Below are 24,852 nucleotides of genomic sequence, written 5' to 3'. Positions count from 1 at the left end.
AAAGTGTGGTGGACCTATGCGTAGAGCGAAAAAAGATCCCAAGTGATTTCACTTCACTTGGGACGGGGTTAAGGTCGCGTTAGCGATTTTGTTCTTGTATATTTAAGCTTACCTATTTAGGCGATAGCACTCTTTTTATAAGTGGTGATTAGATTTGACAGAACAGAAGAAAATTAAAGAAGTAGATTTATATAAACCAATCCAGAAGCTGTTTGTTCGAGAAGGTTACGAGGTTTACGGAGAAGTGAAAGATTGTGATATAGCGGCGGTCAAAGAGGAAGAATTGTTAGTCGTTGAATTGAAGTTAACATTGAGTGTTGATTTGCTGATTCAGGCAGCCAAACGGCAAAAGTTAACGGACCAAGTTTATGTTGCAATTCCCAGACCAAAAGGGCGATTAAATTCCAAGCAATGGACCGATAAATGTCATTTGGTTAAAAGAATGGAGTTAGGTTTGATTGTCGTGTCGTTTCCTGGGAATCGGCCAAAAGCGGAAGTCCTGTTTCATCCAACCCCCTTTAACCGGCGTCAAATCACAGGTCGGAATAAGGCTAAAAGAACCAATTTATTAAAGGAAATCGCAGGGAGAAGTGCGGACTTCAATATAGGTGGAAGTAGTAGGACGAAAATTATGACTGCATATAAGGAAAATTGCATTCAAATAGCCTGCTATCTTGAACATTTTGGGCAGCTATCACCTAAAGCATTAGTCGAGATGGGAGCGGGGCCAAAAACTTCATCGATATTAACGAAAAACTATTACGGCTGGTTTGAAAGGGTAAAACGTGGTATTTATGTCATCAGTGAGAAGGGGAAAGCCGAAGTAAAGGAATACCCAGAACTGATTGATTATTACTTAAACAAGTTGGTAGAGTAGTCAGGGACTTTTAGAAATCAAGCCTAAGTCGGTTCCTTAAGACTTCCAAGTCGTTCTAAATGTACCATTTATTACAAACTAATAAAATGTTATTATAGTTATTAACACGTTCGTGTTGTTAACCTAAAAATCCTAAAAATGAAGGAGCATAATAATGACCCAAGATATTGTTTCTCGAAATGCTGTACAGGTGAAGGGGAGTGGCACACGGGCCATTATCTTTGCTCCTGGGTTTGGTTGTGATCAAACGGTTTGGAATACGGTTGCAAAGGCTTTTGAAAAGGATTACAAAGTTGTCTTATTTGACTATGTCGGTTCTGGTCAATCTGACTTAAATTCCTATGACATTCAAAGATACAGTTCTCTTGACGGCTATACACAAGATTTACTTGATGTTTGCTCGGCTTTAAACCTAAAAAATGCTGTGTTTGTTGGCCATTCCGTTTCAAGTATGATTGGCATGCTTGCATCGCTGAGAAGTCCTGAGTATTTTTCAAACCTGATTATGGTTGGACCTTCACCCTGTTACTTGAACGACCCTCCCGAGTACTTTGGTGGGTTTGAGAAGGAGGACCTTATCGGGTTACTTGAAATGATGGATAAAAATTACATCGGTTGGGCGACGATGTTTGCATCAACGTTATTAAATGATGCAAACCGACCGGAGATTAAAAGTGAGTTAGAGGATCGTTTTTGCTCTACTGATCCGATTATCGCTCGACAATTCGCTGAGGCTACTTTTTTCTCAGACAATCGGAAGGACTTGTCCAAGGTTTCTGTCCCTTCATTGATTTTGCAATGTTCACAGGATGTCATTGCCCCAGAATCAGTTGGTCAATTTCTGTATCAGCAACTTCCTAACAGTACGTATAAAAAGATGGAAGCCATTGGACATTGCCCACATATGAGCCATCCCGAGGAAACGATTGCCTCGATTTTGCATTATTTAAATAAAGCTTCTGTTAGTGGCGCCCTAAATGGATGACCAATTAGACTATGCACCATGTGGCTTTCTGACTTTATCAGAGGATGGTATGATTTTATCGATAAATCAAACATTGCTCCAATTTCTCGAATTCAAACGGGATCAGGTAGAGGGAAAACATTTCCATGAGATTCTTACTGTATCTTCTAGAATCTTTTTTCAACTCTATTTCGTCCCATTAATAAAAACAAATAGGAAAATTGAAGAAATGTATATCTCCTTGCAATCTAGCAATGGCGAAGAAATACCTGTTATGGTAAACGCCCTTTCAAAAAAGGGAGTTGAAAAAACCGTTTCGGAGTGTGTTGTCTTCCCAATACGAAAACGAAATGAATATGAAAATGAACTATTGATTGCAAAAAAAGAGTCCGAAGATGCTTTAGCTGCCATGCATAAAGCAAATGCCGAACTAGAAGGGACTCTTAAAGCCCTAGAGGCCAAACAAGAAAAATTGCTTGAGCTCAATGAACAAAATCGGAAGTTCAAAATTGACACAAAAAAGGAACTAGAGTTAGCCAAAAAAATTCAAAAAACTTCATTAACAGATCCGATTTCGAACAAACTTATTCAGATTGACGCATTCCATCGAGCCTCAAGCGAACTATCTGGGGATATATATGGTTTTTATCAAATAGATGAACATCGCTATGGAATTATCCTCCTTGATGTTATGGGGCACGGTGTATCTTCTGCACTGATCACAATGTCGCTTCACTCTCTTTTCCAAAGATTGATTTCCTTTGGAGTGAAATCAGAGGTTGTTATGAAGGAATTAGACCTTCACCTTCATCGTTTATTCCAAAATAATGAGGAAGCGAGGCATTACTGCACGGCGATTTCCCTGATCGTTAATACCGATGAACAAAAGATAGAGTATACCAATGCAGGGCATCCACCGGCGTTTTGGCAGGACACGAGAGGCAAACAACATGAATTAAAAACGACAAATGTCCCAATTGGAATGTTTGAAGGGATTGAATATACCTCAAACTCCATTTCCTTTTCTGGTGGAGACCGATTGCTTCTTTATACAGATGGTGTAACCGACCCGCTTAGTTTCAACCATTTAAGCGCCTTATTAAAGGAGAATGCGTCCAGTCCGATAGGAGTGCTAAAGGAAAAGATTATCGATTCATTAGATAATCAAAAAAATAAATACCACAAAAGTGATGATCAGTGCTTTATTATCATTGATTTAATATGAAGTTAGGGGACGGTTCTTCTGCTTCCTCTAAGGAAGCAGAAGAACCGTCCCCTTGACTTATTAAACTGTAGCGATTAAAGTTACAGTATTAAGAGTTTATGATTGAAGAGTGATATCTTGAATTCATAGTATTAAAAATTAAGATGATGTTTTTAATAGTCCAAGGGGAAGTGTTATAAGTGATAAAACTGTATATGACGTCGAGCTGTACATCTTGTCGCAAAGCTAAGGCATGGCTTGAGGATAATCACATTGAGTTTATTGAAAGAGACATCCTGTCAGAGCCCCTTACAAAAGAGGAGATTAAATCAATTCTTCTTTTAACGGAGGATGGTACGGACGAAATCATTTCAACAAAATCAAAAACATTCCAAGAGCTGAATATTAATATTGATTCTCTGCCCATGCATGAACTTTATAAAATCATTATAAGTAATCCAAAGATGCTACGGAGACCCATTATTCAAGATGAAAAAAGGTTGTTGGTTGGATATAACGAAGAGGAAATTCGTAGTTTTCTCCCACGCAGTCTTCGCACCTTTTATAGGGTTGAAGCTCAAAAAAGTGGTCAACTACTAGGGACGATTTAAACCCGAAGCACTTCAGAGCTTATATATTAACTGAGTGCAATCAGTATGTTTGACTCGTCAATCTGTAACGTTTATCATTACAGTAAGTTCTTCATTTAGTAAGATTGTAAAGGGATATTTTTCTTAGGAGGTAGGCCATGAACAGTGATTTTACACTTGCCATTCACAGTTTAACCCTTCTGGCCCTCCAACCTGGTCGGATGGCAACAAGTGATGTGATCTCAGAGAGTGCAGGGGTCCACCCCGTAAGGATTCGTAAAGTGTTGAGTTTGCTTAAGAGGAATGGGTTTATTAAGTCAAAAGAAGGAACCGGTGGGGGATTTATTTTTGCTATTGACCTAAGTGAAGTAAACCTCTGGGATCTCTATAAGATTACATGCAAAGGAACGCTGCAGCCAAAATGTCCTGAATCAAATGAGCAATGCATTGTAGGGGCAAATATGCACAAAGTCTTGTTTACGATATTTCTAGGTGCTGAAGAACATCTCGGTGAATTTTTGAAGGAATATAGTCTTAAGGAAGTTGTTGATCTTATCAATCAGGAACGGTAGGATTCGAAGAGGTCCTTATTAATTGAAATGTAATAAAAATAGTTACAGATAGTTCTACTCGATTTTACGTAGAACTTTATTAAAAAATAATCTAAGTGGGTGACAAACGATGGCGACTAATCATCATTCTGTATTGAAAATTGGGGATTGGGTTAAAGGCGAATCAAGAGAAGGGGAATTGATCATCGGGTATGTCGACTCGTTTACTGTAATAGAGGAAGTAGTAAATGTAAATGTCGTTACAAGTGACAATCAAGAAACAGTTGGCAAAACAATCCAGTTGTTAAGCAAGCAGGTAAAAATACTCCCTGAATCAAATGTGAAGAATAAGGAGCAAATAAACTACCTGATAGACCTAGCTTTATCTACCGGTGATGAAGAATGGTTTCTTGAGCTCTCGGCTAAATTAAAGGCGATGGACAAGCTTGTTAATGAAGCAATTTATTAAAGTGGGTTGATATTTGATCTAGGATGAAAGAGAGTGGGAAGGGTCACCAATAGAGCGTGTTGGTGACCTATATAGGTTAAAAAAAGGGTGTATGGTCACCGATTGGAGCTAATTGGTGACCTAACTCGGCTTAGAAGATGGGAACGTCCCGCTAATTACCAGCATAACCCCTTTGGATGTCGTTTCAATAAAAAAACGCCAAAAGAATGGCGCCTAAAAACTATCGGTTTTCTCTGTTCTTTTTTTCATCATCTGTTAAATCGCTAATCGCATTTGCGGTAGCGTCTACAGCACTCATTGCTGCATTTTCAGTGGCCTCTAATGCACTGTGGACAGAGTGAAAAGCCGCTCCAGCGCCATCTTTGATTTTTTCTGAAACATTTTGTTCATCGTGATTTCTTTTGTTAGACATTCAATCTCACCTCCTTAACAAAAATAGCTTGTGTAGTTGGGAAGGGATTATTCAATTGGAAGAGGGTGAAGTTCAGTTGAAATATTCGTTGGAAAACAATGCCTAATAAATGAAAGTCATACTAATTGCTTTCTTATTCTTCAATTATGATTTGGTGGTTCTTCTTCCGGTAAATCTATGGTCTCTTCAATGTTTGCCGAGTCTTCTCTCATGTGAACAGAGCCACCTGACAAGCCTTCATTGATCATACGGTCAACATCTACATAGGCTTCTTCTTTTCCTTCATAATTTAGGTCCTGCTTCGTATTTTTTGTTTCTTCTTCTTTCATTGAAAAACTCCTCCTTTAATTCGAGTTGAATAGAGTACCTACGATTTATTTTTCATTCTGAATTGGAAGCAGAAGAACCGTCCCTTTGCTTCTTTTTCGAGTGTTGCTTTTCGTAGGCGGGATTGGATACGTAGATGACTTGGTTCTTTGCGTGTTCTTTTTTTGCCATTGTTTTCATCCTTTCAACATTCTTTAATGGTTATTATTTGTGTGAAACTGTGTTTTTATGTTCATTGCTTTCGTTTAATCCAAAGTTAGACTCCTCAAAAGTCATTTTATCCGGCTAAAGTTAGGATAATTTAATTCGTACGAGTACAAGGAATCATTGGTTTGAATAGTCGTATTTTTTGATAATTTCGGAAATAGGCTTGACTGGGTTCTGGGGAATACTGTAATTTTAAAGTAAGTAACTGACCGGTGGGTTAGTTTTGAACGCTTCAGATGACCTTAAGATGAATAGAGGAGGAGTATACATATGTCAAATGTTCCGGCAATCCTTAAAGACCTAAGAATTCCTGTAATTGGTTCCCCGCTCTTCATTATTAGCAACCCGAAGTTGGTAATTGAACAATGTAAGGCGGGAATTGTTGGATCGATGCCTGCACTGAATGCAAGGCCTGCCTCGCAGCTCGATGAGTGGTTGGCTGAAATTACAGAAGAGTTGGCGGCGTATAATGCTCAGAACCCAGAGCGTCCAGCAGCACCGTTTGCGATCAACCAGATTGTTCATAAATCAAATGATCGACTTGAAACAGATATGGAATTATGTGCAAAGTATAAAGTTCCAATCATTATTTCGTCACTAGGAGCACGCGAAGAAATCAATGTCGCTGCACATAGCTACGGAGGAATTGTTTTCCATGACGTTATTAATAATAAGTTCGCTCACAAGGCGATTGAAAAAGGCGCTGATGGATTAATCGCTGTTGCTGCAGGAGCTGGTGGTCATGCTGGTGCAAAGAGCCCGTTTGCTTTAATCCAGGAAATTCGCCAATGGTTTGATGGACCAGTTGCTTTGTCGGGCTCGATCGCAAATGGAAACGCTATCTTGGCTGCTCAAGCGTTGGGGGCCGATTTCGCTTATATTGGATCTCCTTTCATTGCTACACACGAAGCACGTGCCTCAGAGGACTATAAGCAAGCCATTGTTGACAGCACTTCCGATGACATCGTTTATAGCAATTTATTTACTGGGGTTCATGGGAATTATCTGGCACCATCCATCCGCGCAGCTGGTTTAGATCCAAATGACCTTCCTGAAAGTGATCCATCTCAAATGAATTTTGGTGGAGAGGGAAAAGCAAAGGCATGGAAGGATATTTGGGGAAGTGGACAAGGAATCGGAGTCATTCAAGAGGTTACCAGTGCGAAAGAATATGTGGATAAGCTCCATCGCGAGTATATTGCTGCAAGAGAGAACTTAATTCAGTCTAGTCAAGTGTTCGCATAAACGCTACATCCACGTCATCTGTGGTTTATACATGAATTGGAGGAGAAACCGTCTATGAGTCAAGCAACGAAAGGAATCTATCAATCTACCGAAGTAACAAACTGGGGGAAGTTGAAGAATGGCTTAGATAGCAAACTTTTTGAACCGGTTAAAATTGGTGCTTGGAATTTGAAAACTCGAACAGCCATGGCTCCGATGACCCGCTGTTTTGCTGATGATGAAACCGGTGTGGTTGGTGAAGATGTAGTTGAATATTACCGGAGGCGGGCAGCAGACGGAGTGGGTTTGATCATCACAGAGGGAGTTTTAATAAGCCCTCGTGCCAAAGGGAACCCGAAAGTTCCTGGGCTTTATACGAACGAGCAAGTGGAAGCGTGGAAAAAGGTAACAGAGGCTGTACATAATGAAGGCGGAACGATCATCGCACAGTTATGGCATGTAGGACGACTTTCCCATCATGAATTAACATTGAACCATCCGCCGCAAGCACCATCAGCCATCCAAGCGGAAGGGCAGGTTCCACGCTTCCGCAAGCCATATGATGTTCCTGAAGAGATGAGCTTAGCGGACATTGAGGAATTGGTTGGCCAGTACGCACAGGCGGCGAAAAATGCAATCGAGGCAGGCTTCGATGGCGTTGAAATTCACGGAGCGCACGGCTATTTAATCGATCAATTCAATTCAGATATTTCCAATCACCGTACCGACCAATATGGTGGGGACCTTGCCCAAAGATTAACGTTAATGAAAGAGGTAACAAGGGCAGTAATTGATGCGGTAGGCACAGAGAGAACGATGATTCGCTTTTCCGCTCATAAAAGCGATACCCCAACATATATGTGGGAAGATCCAGAACTAGCTATTCGTACGTTTGTTGCAGCTTTCCTTGAAGTCGGAGCAACACTGCTACATCCTTCTACAATGGATTTTAGCCGAGTGATTGCAGACGGAAAAACAATGCATCAGCTCGTACGCAAATACTGGGATGGTGTGATTGTCGGCGTTGGTACGTTGGACCCTGAAACGGCGGAACAGGCTTTAGAAGAAGGAACAATTGATGTGGCTGCTTTCGGACGCCCATTAGTATCGAACCCAGATTTTATCTCACGATTGAAAAATGGGGATGAGTTGGAAGAGTATGAAGCAAGGAAGCACCTTCCTGTTTTAATTTAATTAGAGAAGAAGAGAACTCAAGGAATAACCATATCGTAGGGGTACAAATCGTTAATGGTTTGTACCTTTACTTATTTATTGAAGACCTTTTCCAAAAGCGAAGAGGAGTGTAATATGTTGCCTATTAAAAGCAGGAGGGGTTATTTGAAATTTTTTAAACCACTAGATATCATGAATCTTTTGGCGATTACATTATTATTTATCTATGATTATTTTCCGGAAAGTCTACTTGCGTATAAAATTCCAAAGTTCCTTGTGATCAGTGCGTTTTTTGGGATAATTATCTTGAGTTTTCTTTTGAAAAGATATCGAAATCGCGACAGTAAAGAGATATTAAAATGGCAATTGACTTCGACCATTTATATCCTTTTGTTAATGAGCTTGTTGACTGCCTTAGGCGGAGAATCCGTTTCTGGACTATCACTAGACAGTGGTCTGGTGTGGATTGTTCTCTTGTTTTCAATTTATGAAATGTCTACTAGGTGGAGAAAAGTGAACCAATCAAATACAGTGAAAGAGAAGGATGAAAGCCAGTAAATAGTTCGGATTCACCCAAATAAGTGAATACGTTTTAGGAGGGGCAAGATATGTTTGGTAGAAGGAATGAAGAAAAAGAAACTATAATAGCAGAAATTTTATTGTCCGGTCAGACACTTTCCTTTAAGCTCGACAAAAATGAGACAATAAAACTCGTAGAGGACTTAGAAAAGGTTTCATACGATTTTAAAAAGTTGAATTCCATAAAATTATATCACCCTGACGGTAGGCTAAAGTCGGTTGTGAACCCACTTCAAATATCAAGAATATGGTTTTCCTGAAAAGGTTATTTGTTGAGTTTTTAAGTTCTTAATACAAAAATGGCTGTTAAAGGACCAATGTTCACGCTTATAGACTAGGCACTTTGATCAGGGGAAATAGTGGGAAAATTCCCCTTATTTATTAAATAACAATGAAAATTGCTAAAATAGAGGGAGTAATTCCGCTTAATTGATTCGGAAAACGTGAAAAAGGTAACTTTGCTCGAATAGAAGGAAAACTCCCTTATATACCCAAAAACGAGCTCTAATCTATATTGAACGGAAAAATCTCCTCTTATTTCTATAACTAACTGCTAACGAAGGACATGACTTCATTTAAAGGAATTAAGCCAAGTTAGCAATTAAAAAAATATACCTTTGTCACTGCTTAGGTGTTAACATTTTGTGAACCTCATCTATTTATTATCCCTGTAAATATTATCATCCTTTAAAAAACCTCTAATGAAGAACACTATAGGTAAGTCCCAAAAAATCTGAGTGGTCACAAGTAGCTTAACCGGTGAATTAGGAGTTATAAACTTGGAGTCCCATTTGATTATCAAGAGGATTTTTTTAAAAAATGTTTCAATAGTGTGAAAAATAACACAGCGTAATTTTATATGCTATGCTATTTTCGAGATAGAACATTTTTTGTGGGGTGAGGATTATGGTACTTACGGTAGACAAAGCAAAGGTTCCAGCAACTTATTCAAGAACGAATCCATTTCATGCGAAAGTTCTAAAAAATATAGACCTAAACAGAGAAGGCTCTAGTAAAGAAACGAGACATATCGAGTTGTCTTTAAAAGGTTCAGGGTTAGCTTATGGACCAGGGGATTGCCTCGGGATTCTTCCTGAGAATAATCCGCAATTAGTTGAGTCCCTTATGAAGGAAATGAACTGGAATGCGGAAGAGGCAGTTACGATTAATAAACAGGGCGATACGCTGCCACTAAAGGAAGCACTTACAACTTACTTTGAAATTACCTTGTTGACGAAAAAAATTCTTCAACAGGCGGCGGGATTAACGGACAATGAGGAACTACAAAACCTTGTTGCAGTTGAAAATGTCGATCAACTAAAAGCGTACATTGACGGTCGTGATTTCCTAGATCTATTGCGCGAATTTGGTCCATGGAAGGCATCTGCCCAAGAGTTGGTATCGCTCTTAAGAAAAATGCCACCACGACTTTACTCGATTGCTAGCAGTCTTGCGGCGAATCCAGACGAAGTCCATTTAACCATTGGAGCGGTACGTTATACAGCTCATGGTCGTGAGCGAAAGGGCGTTTGTTCTGTTCAATGTGCGGAACGTCTTCCGGTAGGAGAGACACTCCCAGTGTTTATCCAAACAAATAAACATTTCTATTTGCCTGAATCACAGGATACCGACATCATTATGGTTGGTCCAGGGACTGGAATCGCACCTTTCCGTTCCTTTATCCAGGAACGCGCTGTAAATGAAGCGAAAGGTCGTTCATGGTTGTTTTTTGGAGATCAACATTCAACGACGGACTTCCTTTACCAAGACGAATTAGAAGCTTACCAAAAGGACGGCGTTTTAACTAAGTTAGATGCCGCGTTTTCTCGTGACACAGACCAGAAAGTATATGTTCAGCACAAAATGTTTGAACACAGCAAAGAGCTGTTTGAGTGGCTAAACAACGGAGCTTATTTCTATGTTTGTGGCGATAAGCAGTATATGGCGAAAGACGTTCATAATACGCTAATCACTATCTTTGAAAATGAAGGTAACATGACACATGAAGAAGCCGAAGCGTATCTAACGGATATGCAGAAGCAAAAGCGTTACCAGCGTGATGTGTATTAAAAATAATTCAATTGAATAATGCTTTTAACCTACAAGAGAGTGACTCCATTTCGCGAATGAGCGGTAAATTGAGTCACTCTTTTTTTATTGAAATTTTTATTAAAATTTTCCCCTGTTAATTAAAGGAGTGATAAACATGTTCAATTTTATGGAGAGTGAAAATCAGCAAAGAATGCTGGCAGAAGCCACTGAAATCATGGACAAATACGTCTACCCGAATGAAAAGTATATGCTTCCACACCGGGGCCTTCCATACCATATTCTAAAGCCCTTGCAGGAAATTGTGAAAGAAAAAGGGCTATGGGCGGCCCACCTCCCCAGAGAAGTTGGGGGGATGGGGGAGGGCTATGTCTCGCTTGGCCTTCTATCTGAAGTGATGGGGCAAAGCCCAATCGGACCTTTAGTGTTTGGTTCAATGGCTCCTGATGCTGGAAATGGGGAAATTCTTTTACATGCAGCAACAGACGAGCAAAAAGAACCCTATCTATACCCGTTAGCTAGTGGAGAGGTTCGATCCTGTTTTGCGATGACAGAACCAGAAGTTTCTGGGTCTGATCCAACGACCCTTCAAGGGAAAGCCGTAAAAGATGGAGATGAATGGGTCATTAATGCAACGAAATGGTATACCACAGGGGCTGTGGGTGCTTCTTTTTGTATTGCTATGGTTGTGACTGATCCTGACGCCGACAAGCATCGCCGAACAAGTCTGTTTATTGTTGAGACGGATAATCCAGGATTTGAACTTGTTCGCGAGGTGCCAGTACTTGGCGATCATTCTCCAGGTGGGCATTGTGAAGTTCGTTTCAATGATTGCCGAATCCCAGAAAAGAACATGCTTGGCCATCGAGGGGATGGATTTAAGTTGGCCCAGCTCCGTTTAGGCCCAGGAAGAATCACCCATGCGATGCGGTGGTTAGGGGTGGCTCGGCGTGCTTTAAATGAAATGATTGCCTATTCCTTAGATAAAAAAGTTGGGGACAAATCTTTAGCAGATTCTCAAACCGTTCAGAATATGATTGCCGATTCAGAAGCTGAAATTCAGGCAGCTAGATTATTAACATTACAGGCTGCGTGGAAAATGGATCAAGGCGATGAAGCACGTAAAGAAGTATCCCTCATTAAACTTTATGGGGCAAACGTATTAAATCATGTCCTTGACCGTGCGATAGAAACACTTGGGTTGTATGGACTAACCCCAAGTGTACTTTTAGAGGGCTTGTATCGGGAAGCTAGAGCAGCACGAATTTATGATGGAGCAGATGAGGTTCATCGAATGGTCGTGGCTAGACAAGTGTTAAAGGAATTTAAAGCTAGGGAGCAATGGCAAATTTGAAAGTAGAGTGGTGGTTTTGCAGAAAGGTTGCTTCGTCAAGCTTGATAAGCATCTTGAGGAACAAGTGGAGTGCGTGATGATTGAAGAATAGGGGGGACCGGCGTGGAAGATGTGTTTGTTGAAAGTGACTTGGTGCTATTAAAACGGACAGTAAAATCCTTTGTAGCGGAACAAGTGGCTGTTTTGGAGCAGTCACAGAAAGATTATCTTCAAAAGTTACCGGTAGAACAAGTGGAACTTTTAAAAGAAAAAGCAAGAATGGCAGGATTGTTCGCATTAGGCGCAAAGGAAGAATGGGGCGGAGCAGGGTTATCCCTGTTTATAAGAAGTGTGATTTATGAAGAGGCAGCCAAGCATCGATTGGGATTGTATCATCCTGCAGCTGACGCATTTGGGGAGGAACTGCCAAGCTTTCTTGAACAGTGCACACTAGAACAAATAGAAACGTATGTAAAACCAGCTATTGAACGGGGCAAAGGTTGCTTTATGGCTTTGTGGGAGGCATTGGAAGATAATCACATCGAGCGGCTACGGTGTGAGGCGGTTAAACAAGGTGCCGATTGGGTGATAAATGGGCATAAATCGTATATCCAAAAGCTTGAACAATCTAGCTTTGGCATCATCCTTGTAAACTGTCTCGGTGATAACGGAGCAAAGGAGGCGACCTTGTTTATCCTAGCGCCTACTGACTCTTATGAACTAAAAGAAACAGTCTTAATGGATGTCCAGACAAGGCATGAGGTCATCTTAAAAGATGTACGGCTGCCGGATGATCGTAGAATTGGCAAGGTTGGTGAAGGGGCACAATTAATAAAGCAGTGGTTAGCTGAAACTCAAGTTTTGCTTGGTGCTCGATGTTTGGGGGTTGCAGAAAAAGCCTTGCAATATGCGAGGGATTACGCAATGCTTCGTATAACGAGGGGAAAAGCATTAATCGAGTTTCCTGCGGTTCAAACAATGATCGCTGAAGCGGTGCTCAACATAAAAGCGGCACGGTTGATGGTTTATGATGCGGCTAAGCAAATCGATGCGGGGGATAAAGACGGCAGGATTAGTGCGAAGATGGCTAAACTATTTGCTACAGAAGCAGCCGCAAAAATTATTGATGACAGTTTGCAGATTTGCGGTGGGTCTGGATATGCTGGTGATTTACCAATTGAGAGATGGTATAAAGAAATCCGGTTAGCAAGAGTAGACTTACAAAAAAAAGAGACCATTCTTGAGGAGATAGTAAAGATGAATAGATAGGAAGCAAGGGGACGGTTCTTCTGCGGAAGCAGGAGAACCGTCCCCTTGTTTTTTTGTCGAAAGAGTTGGGTATCTTGTCACTTCATGCGCTTGCCTGGGAAATCTTTGTGGTATTTCTGTGATTGTCTTTGGAAACGGGCTGAAAAAAATTTGAATTTTCTTTGTTTATTTTATATGTTGACGGATTTGTATATACAAGTTATGATGAAAGCGTCAACAAAACATGTATATACAAGTTAATGCGAAAACGCAAATAGGACTTTTGTATACAGGTTGAGTAGAAAAAAGATAAATAGTCTTGCCAAAAGGTGAGGAGGAGAAAAGAATGAGTAAATATAAAAACTCAGCAGAAGAGCTTTTAAAGCATATCGGGGGAAGCGATAACATCTCAGTGGTTACGCATTGTGTAACAAGAATGAGATTTGTGTTAAACGATCCGAATAAAGCAAATGTTGAAGAGATTGAGAAAATCGATGTGGTAAAGGGGACTTTTACCCAAGCCGGTCAATTTCAGGTTGTAGTTGGAAATGAAGTTCCGTCCTTCTATAATGAATTTATTAAAATTGCGGGTGTAAGTGACACCTCAAAAGATGAGGCAAAGGTTGCTGCGAAACAAAATATGAATCTATTGCAAAGAATGATTTCTCATTTAGCGGATATATTCACACCGCTTATTCCGGCACTTGTTGTCGGTGGTCTAATCCTTGGTTTTAGAAATGTTATCGGTGATATCAAGTTGCTTGAAGATGGGACAATGACCATTGTCGAGTCATCTCAGTTTTGGGCAGGGGTCCATGCGTTCCTTTGGTTAATTGGGGAAGCGATCTTCCACTTCTTGCCTGTAGGGATTACCTGGGCGGTTGCTAGAAAAATGGGTGCTTCTCAAATTCTCGGGATTGTCCTTGGTATTACCCTTGTATCGCCTCAGCTCTTAAATGCTTATGGTGTGGCTGGCGCTGGTGCCGAAGATATTCCATATTGGGATTTTGGTTTTGCTCAAATTCAAATGATTGGATATCAGGCACAAGTTATTCCGGCAATTTTAGCAGGTTTAGTGTTCTCTTATTTAGAAATTCAGTTGCGTAAAGTGATTCCGAATGCGATTTCAATGATTGTTGTTCCATTTTTATCATTAGTACCAGCTGTTTTACTAGCTCATACGATTCTTGGTCCTATCGGTTGGGAAATTGGTTCATGGATTTCAAATATCGTATACTCTGGCCTAACTTCAGCTTTCGGTTGGTTGTTTGCCGCAGTATTTGGGTTTATCTATGCACCACTTGTTATTACTGGTTTACACCATATGACAAATGCCATCGACTTGCAGCTTATGAGTGAGCTTGGTGGAACAAACCTATGGCCGATGATTGCATTATCAAATATCGCTCAAGGTTCTGCGGTTCTAGCGATGATCTATATTAATCGTAAAAATGAAGCGGAAAAGCAAGTATCGATTCCAGCAGCAATTTCTTGTTACCTTGGGGTAACAGAGCCAGCGATGTTCGGTATCAACTTGAAATACGGCTTCCCATTCTTAGCTGCGATGTTGGGTTCATTAGTTGCCGCTGTGATTTCAGTAGGTAGCGGCGTAATGGCGAACTCCATCGGTGTCGGTGGGTTACCAGGAATACTTTCCATCCAACCGCAATTTATGGGAACATTCGCTCTTGCGATGATCGTTGCCATTGCCGTTCCATTCGTTCTAACAATTGTGTTCAACAAACTAAATGTAGGAAACATTGCTTTTAAGAAAAAGCGTGCATAAAAACACAAGGAGGAACAATTATTTGTTCCTCTTTCCTTTTTTAGAATTTCAATTTGTAGTTGTGAGTTTTTTTGTGCAGGCTAATACTATTAGGGTTTCGTCTAAGTAGGCATTTATTTGAGCAAGTAAATGGGGAAAGATCATTGCATGTAAAAAAGGGACCTCTTTTGCCCGAAACCCGAGGGAAAGAGCCAGAACGGTAAGATAGAGAGTTTCTATTTGCCCGAAACCTGAGGGAAAGAGCCAGAACGGTAAGATAGAGAGCTTCTACTTGCCCGGAACCTGAGGGAAAGAGCTAGAACGGTAAGATAGAAAGCTTCTAATTGCCAAAACCCCAAGGAAAGAGTCCGGACGGGAAAAGAGCGAACTTTCTAGTTGAAACAAACCCAGGATAAAAGAATTTGAATGGGAAAAGCGAGTGTTCGCGATTAGAGAGTTCCCGAACCGAAAATAAAGATTCTTTATTTTCATTGTTACATAAAAGAAGAATAGGTAGGTGTCAATATGAAGCAACCATGGTGGAAAACATCTGTTGTCTATCAAATTTATCCGAAAAGTTTTAATGATAGTACCGGGAGTGGTGTTGGTGATCTCCAAGGGATTATTGAGAAACTAGATTACCTTAAAACGCTTGGAGTCGACGTGATTTGGCTGACTCCGGTTTATCAATCCCCACAGCGTGACAATGGTTATGATATTAGTGATTATTATAGTATTCATGAAGAGTATGGAACGATGGAAGACTTCAAAGCATTACTTAAACAAGCACATGACCGTGGTATTAAGGTGATTATGGACCTTGTCGTTAACCACACTTCTACTGAACATCGTTGGTTTAAGGAATCGGCTTCCTCAAAAGAAAGTCCTTATCGCGATTATTATATTTGGAAGGATGAGCCGACGAACTGGATTTCAAAGTTTGGTGGTTCGGCGTGGAAGTATGATGAAAAGACGGAGCAATATTATCTCCATTTGTTCGATGAGACCCAAGCGGATTTAAACTGGGAAAACGAAAAGGTTCGCCAAGAAGTATATGAGATGATGCACTATTGGTTCAAGCAGGGGATTGACGGCTTTCGGTTAGATGTCATCAATTTAATTTCAAAAGATCAAAGCTTCGCGGATGATGATGGTCTCACACCTCCAGGGGATGGGCGTAAATATTATACAGATGGCCCGCGAGTTCATGAGTACCTTCAGGAAATGAACCGGGAAGTTTTGGCACAATACGATAGCTTGACTGTAGGGGAAATGTCGTCAACGACGATTGAAAACTGTATCAAATACAGCAACCCCGATCGCAAGGAATTAAGCATGACATTTAATTTCCATCATTTAAAAGTCGATTATCCAAATGGGGAGAAGTGGGCACTTGCTGATTTTGATTTTTTAGCGTTAAAAAGGATCTTATCGCTTTGGCAAACGGAGATGCAACAAGGTGGAGGTTGGAATGCGTTGTTCTGGTGTAATCATGACCAGCCACGTATCGTTTCCCGATTTGGTGATGATGGTCAGTACCATAAGGAATCGGCAAAAATGCTGGCCACGACTATTCACATGATGCAGGGGACGCCGTATATTTACCAAGGTGAAGAATTCGGAATGACCAATCCTAAATTCAATTCGATTGACCAATATCGGGATGTAGAGACCTTAAATTATTATAGAATTATGAAAGAAGAAGGAAAGAGCGAAGACGAAATTCTTTCTATTCTAAAAGAAAAATCCCGCGATAATTCACGAACACCGGTGCAATGGAACGAGGATGCTCAGGCTGGATTTACAACGGGAACCCCTTGGATTCCGGTAGCTGAAAATTATCACGAGATCAACGCAAAAAAAGCACTTGAAGATAAGGACTCGATTTTTTATCATTATCAGAAACTGATTGAACTGCGCAAACAATATTCGATTATTACCGATGGTGAATACCGTTTATTAGATGAAGAGCATCCAGACCTATTTGTGTATGAACGGGTTTTAGAAAATGAACGATTACTTGTCATTAATAATTTTTATGGAAAAGATGCGAAGCTTACTTTAACTGAAGAGCTTGTACAGAAGTATGACAATGAGGTACTGTTGGCAAACATCGAAAAGGCTCCAGAATTGACGGCAAATATGCAGGTTGGTCCATACGAATCATTTGTTTATCATTTGAAAAAGAAATGATTCTTCCCTGTGTGCCAGGCTTATAGGTATAATAAGATTGGTGATAAAGCATGAAAAACAAATTTATAAAAATAAAAGAAGAGCTTGCAGACCAAATTCGCAACGGGAAGATGGAAGTAGGGGCCTTACTTCCGTCTGAGAATGAATTGGCAGAGAGGTATTCCGCTTCAAGAGAAACGATTCGTAAAGCGCTGAATATGTTATCAGAAGAGGGTTTCATCCATAAGGTACAAGGAAAAGGCTCGATCGTCCTTGATGTTTCAAAGTTTGACTTTCCGATTTCTGGACTGGTTAGTTTCAAGGAACTGGCTAAAAAGATGGGCCATCGTGCGAAAACGATTGTCGAAGAGTTCGAGCAAATTCGCCCTACGACTGAAATGAAAAAAACGATGCGCCTTGAAAAGGATGATGCGATGTGGAAAATCTATCGCGTCCGCGAGATTGACGGCGAAAAAATTATCCTAGACAAGGATTATCTAGTGGAGAAATTTGCGCCTGATTTGACAAAAGAGATCTGTCAAAATTCTATTTACGAATATCTTGAAGGGGAGTTAGGGTTAACCATCTCTTTTGCGAAAAAAGAAATTACAATGGAAATGCCAACCGAAGAAGATTGCCGTTACTTGGATTTAGATGGCTTTCAGTACATTGTCGTGGTCAAAAACTTTGTCTACTTAGATGATGCTAGTATGTTTCAATATACGGAATCACGCCATCGACCAGATAAATTCCGGTTTGTTGATTTTGCTCGGAGGAAATAAGAAAGAAAAAGCAGTGGAACTCATGGTTCTCCTGCTTTTTCTTTGCAAGCGTAGGGACGGTTCTCTTGCTTCCGCTCATATTGCACCATCTTAAGAAGTAGAAGAACCGTCCCTGTGCTAAAAAATAAATGGAACATTATCTGACTTCCAGCATATAGTAAATTTTGGTGAGACATTTGGATAAAGGAAGGAAGAAGGATAATGAAGAATATTAAAGTAACCACTGGTAAAATCTCTACTGCAAATGGAGGAAATGGGTTCAAGGTTATTGAAGTCAATGTAATGGACCCAGCTCAAAGTATCTATGCAGTGTGTACGCCAGTAAAAAAGCAATAAGATAAATACTGCTTTGAATACAAAAGCCATCTCTTTGTAAATGTACATAAAAGAGATGGCTTTCATTATTGTTATCAGAGTGTTCTTTTTTTGTGTGGACCGGAACACGATTTAATCAATAAGTCCTTCTTGTCTAAGATATTCTTGTGCGACTTCGGCGGAACTTTTTCCTTCGACGGCGACTTGGTAGTTCATTTCGCGCATCTGGTCATCGGTAATTTTATCGGCTAATTGATTGAGTATATCTGCAATTACTGGATAATTATCTATGGTTTCTTGTCGTAGCAATGGAGCTCCCTGGTAGGGAGGGAAAAGCTCTTTATCATCTGTTAAAACCGTTAGATTATATCTTCTTAACTCACTATCAGTCGAGTAAGCATCGATTAGGTTGATGTCCCCCTGTTCAATCGCATTATAGCGAAGCTGTGGCTCCATCGTTGTTATATCAGGGAATTCGAGGTTATAAAGGTCTTGAATGCCTATGTAGCCATCTTCTCGATCGGAAAATTCCAAAGTAAACCCCGGTTTTATCTGATTTTCCACTGCTCGTAAATCCGATATCGCTTCAAGCTGATGTTCTTCAGCAAACGCTGTCGGGACAGCTAATGCATACGTGTTGTTAAACTGCATTGGCTTCAACATCACGAGATTGAAATCCTCTTCTAACCCATCTCTTGCTTGTTCATATACTTCTTGTCGATCATTGCTTACGGCCGTTTCCTTTAAAAATTGAGAAATCGCTGTCCCCGTAAACTCTGGATATACGTCAATACTACCTGTTTGTAGGGCATTAAAGAGAAAGGAGGTTTTACCTAGGCCAGGCTCTAATTCAACTTGTAAGTTTGTTTCCTCTTCGACTAATAATTTATACATATTGATTAAAATCTCAGGCTCTGTACCAAGCTTGCCACCGATGACAAGTGTTTCTTCTTCCGCATTCAGTAAATTCGGAACGACGGTAATCATTAGGGCAATCACCGCAATCACGCCAATGGTCCCCAGTGATTGTTTATAGCTAAGCTTTTCCATTTTTCGAAGTAAAAAATCAAAAACAATTGCTAGTAGGGCTGCTGGGATTGCACCGAGGACAATCAGCTCCGTATTGTTGCGATCAATACCTAAAAGAATGATGTCTCCTAAACCACCAGCACCAATTAAAGCAGCGAGGGTGGCGGTTCCAACGATAAGAACCATCGCCGTTCGAATTCCAGCCATAATGACCGGCATGGCGAGTGGCAATTCTACCTTGAGCAAACGCTTCCTAGTGTTCATCCCCATGGCCATTGCTGCTTCCGTTAGGGATGGATCGACTTCTTTAATTCCAGTGTATGTATTCCGAAGAATTGGAAGCAATGCGTAAATGATAAGGGCAATGATGGCAGGTACTTTGCCAATCCCAAATAACGGAATGAACAGACCTAATAGCGCTAAGGAGGGGATTGTTTGCAAAACAGCTGTAATCCCAATCATCCCTTCTGCCATTTTTTCTTTTTTTGTTAAGTAAATCCCTAATGGAATCGCAATGATTACTGCAAGTAATAGCGCAACAAATGATATTTGTATATGTTCGAATAGGGCTTGGAGAAGTTGGTCTTGGCGATTTTGAAATACCGCGATTAAACTAGGCATTTGTAGCTCCTCCGTTCTCTAGTTGTTTCGAGAAATATTGGATGATTCTTTGCCGATTCACGGTACCAATAATGTTTCCATCCTTTTCAATCCCAAGCTGATCGTGGGTAGAGAGTTGTGCTAGAATTTCCTCTAGTGTTGCAGTCACAGGAATAGTAGTAGAGAACTTGGCATCTCCTAAGGGCTCAATGATATCCTTCAATTGAAGATCACTACCGATTTTTTGCCCTGAACCTACAAAATCTTGAACAAAGTCATTCGTTGGATTCTCGATGATTTCATTCGGAGTTCCCATTTGAACCACTCTTCCATCCTTCATCAAACAAATACGATCGGCTAGCTTGATAGCTTCCTGCATGTCGTGTGTGACAAACACAATCGTTTTCTTAATCGTTTTTTGTAAATGGATCATGTCATTTTGTAATTTTTCCCGACTAATTGGATCAAGTGCGCTAAAGGGCTCGTCCATTAAAATGATGTCGGGGTCAGCTGCTAAAGCACGAATGACCCCAACCCTTTGTTGTTCTCCACCAGACAGCTCGCTTGGTTTTCTGCTTCGATAGGTAGCAGGTTCTAAGCCAACCATTTCTAAGAGCTCCGTGACCCGGTTATGAATATCCGCCTTGTTCCATTTTTTTAATTCAGGAACAATTGAAATGTTTTCCTCTATCGTCATATGAGGGAATAAAGCAATCTGTTGAAGGACATACCCTATGTTCCAGCGTAATTCATCAATGTTGTAGTCACTTATTTTTTTTCCATCAATAAAAATAGTTCCCTCGGATAAGGGGGTTAAGCGGTTAATCATTTTTAAGGTAGTGGTTTTGCCGCAACCACTAGGGCCAATTAGGACAAAAAATTCCCCTTTTTTAATTTCAAAGCTTACCGAATCGACTGCAGTCGTCCCGTCTTGATAGTTTTTGGTAGCATTTTTAAATGTAATCATAAAATTCATTACTCCTTATGTAGTGCGTAGGATACAGAAAGATGTCTGGTCCTTTAAATGGAAAGTTATTTTACAATGAATGGAATAGTAGTGTAAACAAGTACCTATAGAGGAATATCCCCTCGAGGTTGATTTTAAAACATATATTTTTAAAAAAGGAGCAATATGAATTGTTATTATTATCAATTGATTCCTGAGATAATGGAGAGGGTGTCATTCCATACCTTCTGATATAATGACACGGCCAATATTTTAAAATTATGAATTGATCCATTCTGGTATGGAATGGAAGGTTAAACAACGATATGATATAGAGGAAGTATCAGGAAAGAGCTATGACTCTACCAAATAGGAGGAGCGAGATGAAACTCTTTGTCACAATTCTTACAGTAATGGCAGTGGGGTTTGTTGGACTTGTTGCTACAATTTTTGCATCACTCTCTAGGAATGCGGAGTTTTATTCTGCCTTTGTTCCTGCTGTAACTGTAGGGATTATCATTACCATCATTCTAGCAATCTATGGAAAGTTGAAGGAGAAAATTCCGAAGGTTAGTATGCTGATTTTTGCCATTTTAGCTGTGCTTTCAGTCAGTGCCTTTGAAGGGTATCAAGCCTATCTTCACAGCCTTGAAGTGGTCAGTTCTCAGGATGTTGATTTATCTGAATACCGTCCGTTTATTGATGGTTCAAAAGCGGTTCGTTTGGATGAGGATTCAACTTTCAAAATAGAAGACAATCTCCCAAGTTTAGATGGGGCAACGGCATTATACCCTGTCTATGCAGCTTTTGCACAAGCGGTGTATCCGGAGAAAGAGTATGACTTATATAATAGTGAAGTTGTTTCAAGCCAGACGAGCCATGCCTTTGATCGCTTGGTTAAAGGAGAGGTGGATATCGTCTTTATGGCTCATCCTTCTGAAAAGCAGATGAAGGGTGCCGAGAGGAATGGGGTTGAATTGTCCCTCACTCCAATTGGGAGAGAGGCGTTTGTGTTCTTCGTACATAATAATAATTCAGTTGAGGAATTAACGGTTGAACAAATCCAAAGAATCTATTCTGGGAAAATTACGAATTGGAAGGAAGTAGGTGGAACGGATGAGGAAATCCGTGCCTTCCAACGTCCTGAAGGAAGTGGAAGTCAATCTGCGTTAATCAGTGTGATGGATGGAATTCCGTTGATGGATGCTCCTTCAGAAGATATCGTTTCGGCAATGGGCGGTATCATCAAGGAGACGACAAATTATCGTAATAGAACCAATGCAATAGGATTTTCCTTTAGACATTTCTCCCAAGAGATGGTGCATGATGGGAAAATTAAAAACATTGCAGTAGAAGGAGTCCTCCCTACAAAGGAAAATATCCAAAACGAAAGCTATCCAATCGTCGATCAGTTCTATGCGATTACGGCAGGCAGCGAAAACCCTCATGTTGAAGCTTTTATCAAGTGGATGCAATCTGATCAGGGGCAAAAGATTGTTGATTTGACAGGGTATGTACCTTTAACAGAATAAAACGACAGGTGGAGTATAGGAACTTTCCTATGCTTCATTTTTTAAGTTCGGGGAGTATAGGGACGTATCTTCTACTTACCTCCATAATAATCACCAAAGTAGGAAGCAGTAGAACCGTCCCCATGCTATTCTTTTATGCCATCTAACCAATCTTTATAGCATTCCTCGCAAAGGGGTTTCTCTACATGTTCATTTTGCATGATGAACACCCCATGATATTTATTTTCCATTTCTTCGTTGCAATAAAAGCATGGTTCATCCATAAAGACACCCTCCCTCTTGTTAGACATTTGTAGTCTGTGCAAGGCGGGAGGGCTTAATACTTGGGGTTTATAAAATAAATTAGCTTAGTAAAGGAATACTAAAAGTTGTTATCTCTTGTTATTCACGAAAAGCATTTGCGATATTTTTGTTTGTTTCAATCCTTTCAATATGTAAGACACGGAACCCAGCTTTAATGATTTTCTCTTTTAATTTGTCGATGACATCTTCGTTTTCTTCTGAAATAGTAAAAGTAAGGCGGCGGAAGAGTTCGTTTCCGTTTCCAAAAGTATGGGCGCCTTCAATATTAAACGATTTAAGAAGCTTCATTAATTTTAGAAGGGCACCTGTTTGTTCATAGATAGCGACGGTGAAGCAATATCCACCCGTTTTCATACCAAACCCATCGCGGAATAAATCCATGAGGACCGAGTGGGTGATGATTCCCTGAAATTCTCTGTTTTCACCTGTTACTGCAAGGAAAGGAAGGCGATCAATGGTTAACAAGGCAAGGCTTAAGGAGCTATCCTTATGTAGAAAAGAATCTACCTCATCAACTACATTCATGACGGAGTCTTCTGGCTTCCCACCGTTTTCAAATAAATACTCCAACAAATCCACTTTGTAAACTTGGCCTTTGTATTCATTCGTTTCGGTGTCAACAACTGGGATGCAGCGATAATTGGTTTCTTTTAAAAGTTCTAGAGCTTTGATTGCAGTTAATGTACTAGGACAGCAAGTTACTTTGTGTTTCTCAATATAAACATTACGTACAAACATTTCGAGTCCTCCCTTTGTTTTATCGTTGATTGTGTATGTTTGATTAGTGTACTTTTTCAGTCTTCGTTCTTTGTCAGTTACTTTGGTTAAACTAAATTAGAATAGGCAAAAGTGGAACGGCCGAATGAAAGCATGTTTAATCCAAAAATATTGGTAACTAGAAACATAGAGGATTGACTTGGAAAGAGTTATAGAGTGGAAAATAAGGAATTCTTTTACACACTTAATAAATTCTAGCTTTTTTATAAAATTCCTTCTTCGTTTCTAAATATTGAGGGGAAGAATTAAAATAATTATAAAAAAGCAATGACAATTATCACAGCGAGGTTATTTGCCAAAGTCTTTGACTAACTTTCTTCAGCATCGTACGCTTATTGTGCTGGATTTAGAAAAATCCTTTTCTTATGAATTCAAGGATCTTATGAAAATATGGGGAATTGAAAGGCATTCAAGGTTACGGAATCCAAACAAGGGCACCATCACACTAGAAATAGCTTGATGATGCCTTTTCCTTTTTGGCTCTAGTACCGGTGGTCACGGTTTTAAGGGGGTTACTGGATAAAACATTTGTTGCAGATTGTGAAGTGTGGCTGAATGTATTTTACAAGAGTGGAATGTTCTTCGATGTGGGAAATTAGAGCAAAACTTCAAAGATAGGATTCAGATAGTAGGAGGCCGGTTGGTTTCATTTTTGACACCTGACAATCTTCCTTAGAGGGCTTTTTCAATCTTCTCAATATGAAGGACACGGAAGCCGGATTTTATGATTTTTGCTTTTAATTTTTCGATGACGTATTCGTTTTCTTCTGAAATGGTAAAAGTGAGTCTGCGAAACAGTTCATTTCCATTGCCAAAGGTGTGGGCGCCTTCGATATTATAGGATTTTAATAGTTTTAATAACTTTAAGAAGGCGCCTGTGTGGTCCCAGATAGCAACTGTAAAGCAGTATCCTCCTGTTTTCATCCCAAAACCATCGCGGAATAAATCCATTAATACCGAGTGAGTGATGATGCCTTGGAATTCTTTAAACTCATCGGTTACAGCAAGGAACGGGAGGCGATCAATCATTAATAAAGCAAGACTTAAGGAGGCATCTTTTGGGACAAAGGAATCTTCCTCTTTGGTTATCTTTATGATAGAGTCTTCGAGGTGGCCACCGTTCTCATATAAATGTTCAAGCAAATCTACTTTGTAAATTTGGCCCTTATATTCATTTGTTTCGGAGTCAATGACCGGTATACAACGGTACCCCGTTTTCTTTATCAACTCATGAGCTTGTTTCACTGTAAATGTACTGGGGCAACAGGTTACCTTGTGTTTTTCGACGTAAACATTGCGTACAAACAAATTTCTTCCCTCCTTTTTTATTCTCATATGGTTTATAATATGATAAACAAGGGGTTTATTTCCTTTTTTATCCAAAAAATGTTGGTGTGGTAGAGTGAGGGGCCAGTTCAGGGCTT

The 24,852-nt window shown here is 40.1% G+C and carries 25 protein-coding genes; 18 read left to right on the top strand and 7 right to left on the bottom strand.

Going from position 1 to position 24,852, the window contains the following annotated elements; genetic code table 11:
• Positions 1 to 154: 154 nt before the first annotated feature.
• The 6 genes from BMX30_RS19835 (at position 155) to BMX30_RS19810 (ending at position 4,655) form a co-directional block, all read left to right on the top strand.
• Positions 155 to 877 (top strand): DUF2161 domain-containing phosphodiesterase, encoded by a 723-nt coding sequence (locus BMX30_RS19835; protein WP_090749587.1) that lies wholly within the window; start codon positions 155 to 157, stop codon positions 875 to 877.
• A gap of 154 nt (positions 878 to 1,031) precedes the next feature.
• Positions 1,032 to 1,862, top strand: coding sequence for an alpha/beta fold hydrolase (locus tag BMX30_RS19830; RefSeq protein ID WP_090749586.1), 831 nt, complete (start codon positions 1,032 to 1,034; stop codon positions 1,860 to 1,862).
• On the top strand, positions 1,855 to 3,066 hold the full coding sequence (locus BMX30_RS19825) for a SpoIIE family protein phosphatase (RefSeq protein WP_090749584.1): 1,212 nt from the start codon (positions 1,855 to 1,857) through the stop codon (positions 3,064 to 3,066). Before BMX30_RS19830 ends, BMX30_RS19825 begins: the two co-directional genes overlap by 8 nt.
• A 194-nt stretch (positions 3,067 to 3,260) precedes the next feature.
• The gene (spxA, locus tag BMX30_RS19820) at positions 3,261 to 3,656 is read left to right on the top strand and encodes a transcriptional regulator SpxA (RefSeq protein WP_425283790.1); all 396 of its coding nucleotides are present in this window, start codon (positions 3,261 to 3,263) and stop codon (positions 3,654 to 3,656) included.
• A 137-nt stretch (positions 3,657 to 3,793) separates the two neighbouring features.
• Positions 3,794 to 4,207, top strand: a complete 414-nt coding sequence (locus BMX30_RS19815; protein ID WP_090749580.1) for an RrF2 family transcriptional regulator — start codon at positions 3,794 to 3,796, stop codon at positions 4,205 to 4,207.
• Positions 4,208 to 4,316: 109 nt separating this feature from the next.
• The gene (locus tag BMX30_RS19810; protein ID WP_090749578.1) at positions 4,317 to 4,655 is read left to right on the top strand and encodes an IDEAL domain-containing protein; all 339 of its coding nucleotides are present in this window, start codon (positions 4,317 to 4,319) and stop codon (positions 4,653 to 4,655) included.
• 220 nt (positions 4,656 to 4,875) lie between these two features.
• Here BMX30_RS19810 and BMX30_RS19805 read toward each other — a convergent pair whose 3' ends face one another.
• Positions 4,876 to 5,067: a hypothetical protein gene (locus BMX30_RS19805; RefSeq protein WP_090749576.1), complete on the bottom strand. Its 192-nt coding sequence runs from the start codon at positions 5,065 to 5,067 to the stop codon at positions 4,876 to 4,878.
• Between the two features lie 140 nt (positions 5,068 to 5,207).
• Positions 5,208 to 5,396, bottom strand: coding sequence for a hypothetical protein (locus BMX30_RS19800; RefSeq protein ID WP_090749575.1), 189 nt, complete (start codon positions 5,394 to 5,396; stop codon positions 5,208 to 5,210).
• A 475-nt stretch (positions 5,397 to 5,871) separates the two neighbouring features.
• On the opposite strand from BMX30_RS19800, the gene BMX30_RS19795 reads away from it, so the two are divergent.
• The 11 genes from BMX30_RS19795 to BMX30_RS24155 all read left to right on the top strand — a co-directional run bounded on the left by BMX30_RS19795 (position 5,872) and on the right by BMX30_RS24155 (position 18,262).
• Positions 5,872 to 6,846 (top strand): NAD(P)H-dependent flavin oxidoreductase, encoded by a 975-nt coding sequence (locus tag BMX30_RS19795; protein WP_090749573.1) that lies wholly within the window; start codon positions 5,872 to 5,874, stop codon positions 6,844 to 6,846.
• Between the two features lie 54 nt (positions 6,847 to 6,900).
• Positions 6,901 to 8,019 (top strand): alkene reductase, encoded by a 1,119-nt coding sequence (locus BMX30_RS19790; RefSeq protein ID WP_090749570.1) that lies wholly within the window; start codon positions 6,901 to 6,903, stop codon positions 8,017 to 8,019.
• Between the two features lie 144 nt (positions 8,020 to 8,163).
• On the top strand, positions 8,164 to 8,556 hold the full coding sequence (locus BMX30_RS19785; RefSeq protein ID WP_244532679.1) for a hypothetical protein: 393 nt from the start codon (positions 8,164 to 8,166) through the stop codon (positions 8,554 to 8,556).
• Positions 8,557 to 8,606: 50 nt separating this feature from the next.
• On the top strand, positions 8,607 to 8,837 hold the full coding sequence (locus BMX30_RS19780) for a hypothetical protein (protein ID WP_090749568.1): 231 nt from the start codon (positions 8,607 to 8,609) through the stop codon (positions 8,835 to 8,837).
• 646 nt (positions 8,838 to 9,483) lie between these two features.
• Positions 9,484 to 10,647: a sulfite reductase subunit alpha gene (locus tag BMX30_RS19775; RefSeq protein ID WP_090749566.1), complete on the top strand. Its 1,164-nt coding sequence runs from the start codon at positions 9,484 to 9,486 to the stop codon at positions 10,645 to 10,647.
• A 136-nt stretch (positions 10,648 to 10,783) separates the two neighbouring features.
• On the top strand, positions 10,784 to 11,980 hold the full coding sequence (locus BMX30_RS19770; protein ID WP_090749564.1) for an acyl-CoA dehydrogenase family protein: 1,197 nt from the start codon (positions 10,784 to 10,786) through the stop codon (positions 11,978 to 11,980).
• Between the two features lie 102 nt (positions 11,981 to 12,082).
• Entirely contained in the window at positions 12,083 to 13,228 is a 1,146-nt protein-coding gene (locus BMX30_RS19765; protein ID WP_090749562.1) for an acyl-CoA dehydrogenase family protein, read from the top strand.
• Between the two features lie 325 nt (positions 13,229 to 13,553).
• Positions 13,554 to 14,993: a PTS system trehalose-specific EIIBC component gene (gene treP, locus BMX30_RS19760; RefSeq protein ID WP_090749560.1), complete on the top strand. Its 1,440-nt coding sequence runs from the start codon at positions 13,554 to 13,556 to the stop codon at positions 14,991 to 14,993.
• Positions 14,994 to 15,497: 504 nt separating this feature from the next.
• Positions 15,498 to 17,165 (top strand): alpha,alpha-phosphotrehalase, encoded by a 1,668-nt coding sequence (treC, locus tag BMX30_RS19755; protein WP_090749558.1) that lies wholly within the window; start codon positions 15,498 to 15,500, stop codon positions 17,163 to 17,165.
• A 50-nt stretch (positions 17,166 to 17,215) separates the two neighbouring features.
• Positions 17,216 to 17,926 (top strand): trehalose operon repressor, encoded by a 711-nt coding sequence (gene treR / locus BMX30_RS19750; RefSeq protein WP_090749556.1) that lies wholly within the window; start codon positions 17,216 to 17,218, stop codon positions 17,924 to 17,926.
• A gap of 201 nt (positions 17,927 to 18,127) precedes the next feature.
• Positions 18,128 to 18,262 (top strand): hypothetical protein, encoded by a 135-nt coding sequence (locus BMX30_RS24155; protein WP_280139994.1) that lies wholly within the window; start codon positions 18,128 to 18,130, stop codon positions 18,260 to 18,262.
• A 111-nt stretch (positions 18,263 to 18,373) separates the two neighbouring features.
• Here the strand turns inward: BMX30_RS24155 and opuFB are convergent, their stop codons facing one another.
• Positions 18,374 to 19,891 carry an osmoprotectant update ABC transporter permease/substrate-binding subunit OpuFB gene (gene opuFB, locus BMX30_RS19745; RefSeq protein ID WP_090749553.1) on the bottom strand — a complete coding sequence of 506 codons (1,518 nt, stop codon included), beginning with the start codon at positions 19,889 to 19,891 and terminating at the stop codon, positions 18,374 to 18,376.
• Positions 19,884 to 20,837: an ABC transporter ATP-binding protein gene (locus BMX30_RS19740; RefSeq protein ID WP_090749551.1), complete on the bottom strand. Its 954-nt coding sequence runs from the start codon at positions 20,835 to 20,837 to the stop codon at positions 19,884 to 19,886. The genes opuFB and BMX30_RS19740 overlap by 8 nt, the downstream gene beginning before the upstream one ends.
• 362 nt (positions 20,838 to 21,199) lie before the next feature.
• Here BMX30_RS19740 and BMX30_RS19735 point away from each other — a divergent pair, with 362 nt between their 5' ends.
• Positions 21,200 to 22,348, top strand: coding sequence for a PstS family phosphate ABC transporter substrate-binding protein (locus BMX30_RS19735; protein ID WP_090749549.1), 1,149 nt, complete (start codon positions 21,200 to 21,202; stop codon positions 22,346 to 22,348).
• A gap of 125 nt (positions 22,349 to 22,473) precedes the next feature.
• Here the strand turns inward: BMX30_RS19735 and BMX30_RS23675 are convergent, their stop codons facing one another.
• From BMX30_RS23675 to BMX30_RS19725, 3 genes are all read right to left on the bottom strand, one after another.
• A complete protein-coding gene (locus tag BMX30_RS23675; protein WP_170843953.1) occupies positions 22,474 to 22,611 on the bottom strand; it encodes a hypothetical protein in 138 nt (45 codons plus the stop codon).
• Positions 22,612 to 22,729: 118 nt separating this feature from the next.
• Entirely contained in the window at positions 22,730 to 23,389 is a 660-nt protein-coding gene (locus BMX30_RS19730) for a CBS domain-containing protein (RefSeq protein WP_090749547.1), read from the bottom strand.
• A gap of 711 nt (positions 23,390 to 24,100) precedes the next feature.
• Complete coding sequence (locus BMX30_RS19725) at positions 24,101 to 24,736, bottom strand: CBS domain-containing protein (protein ID WP_170843952.1); 636 nt, start codon at positions 24,734 to 24,736, stop codon at positions 24,101 to 24,103.
• Positions 24,737 to 24,852: the final 116 nt, after the last annotated feature.

This window comes from Mesobacillus persicus (assembly GCF_900109925.1).
Lineage (GTDB): Bacteria > Bacillota > Bacilli > Bacillales > Cytobacillaceae > Mesobacillus_B > Mesobacillus_B persicus.
Note: the sequence above shows the minus strand (reverse complement) of the source record. Positions and strands in the feature narration are given on the sequence as shown.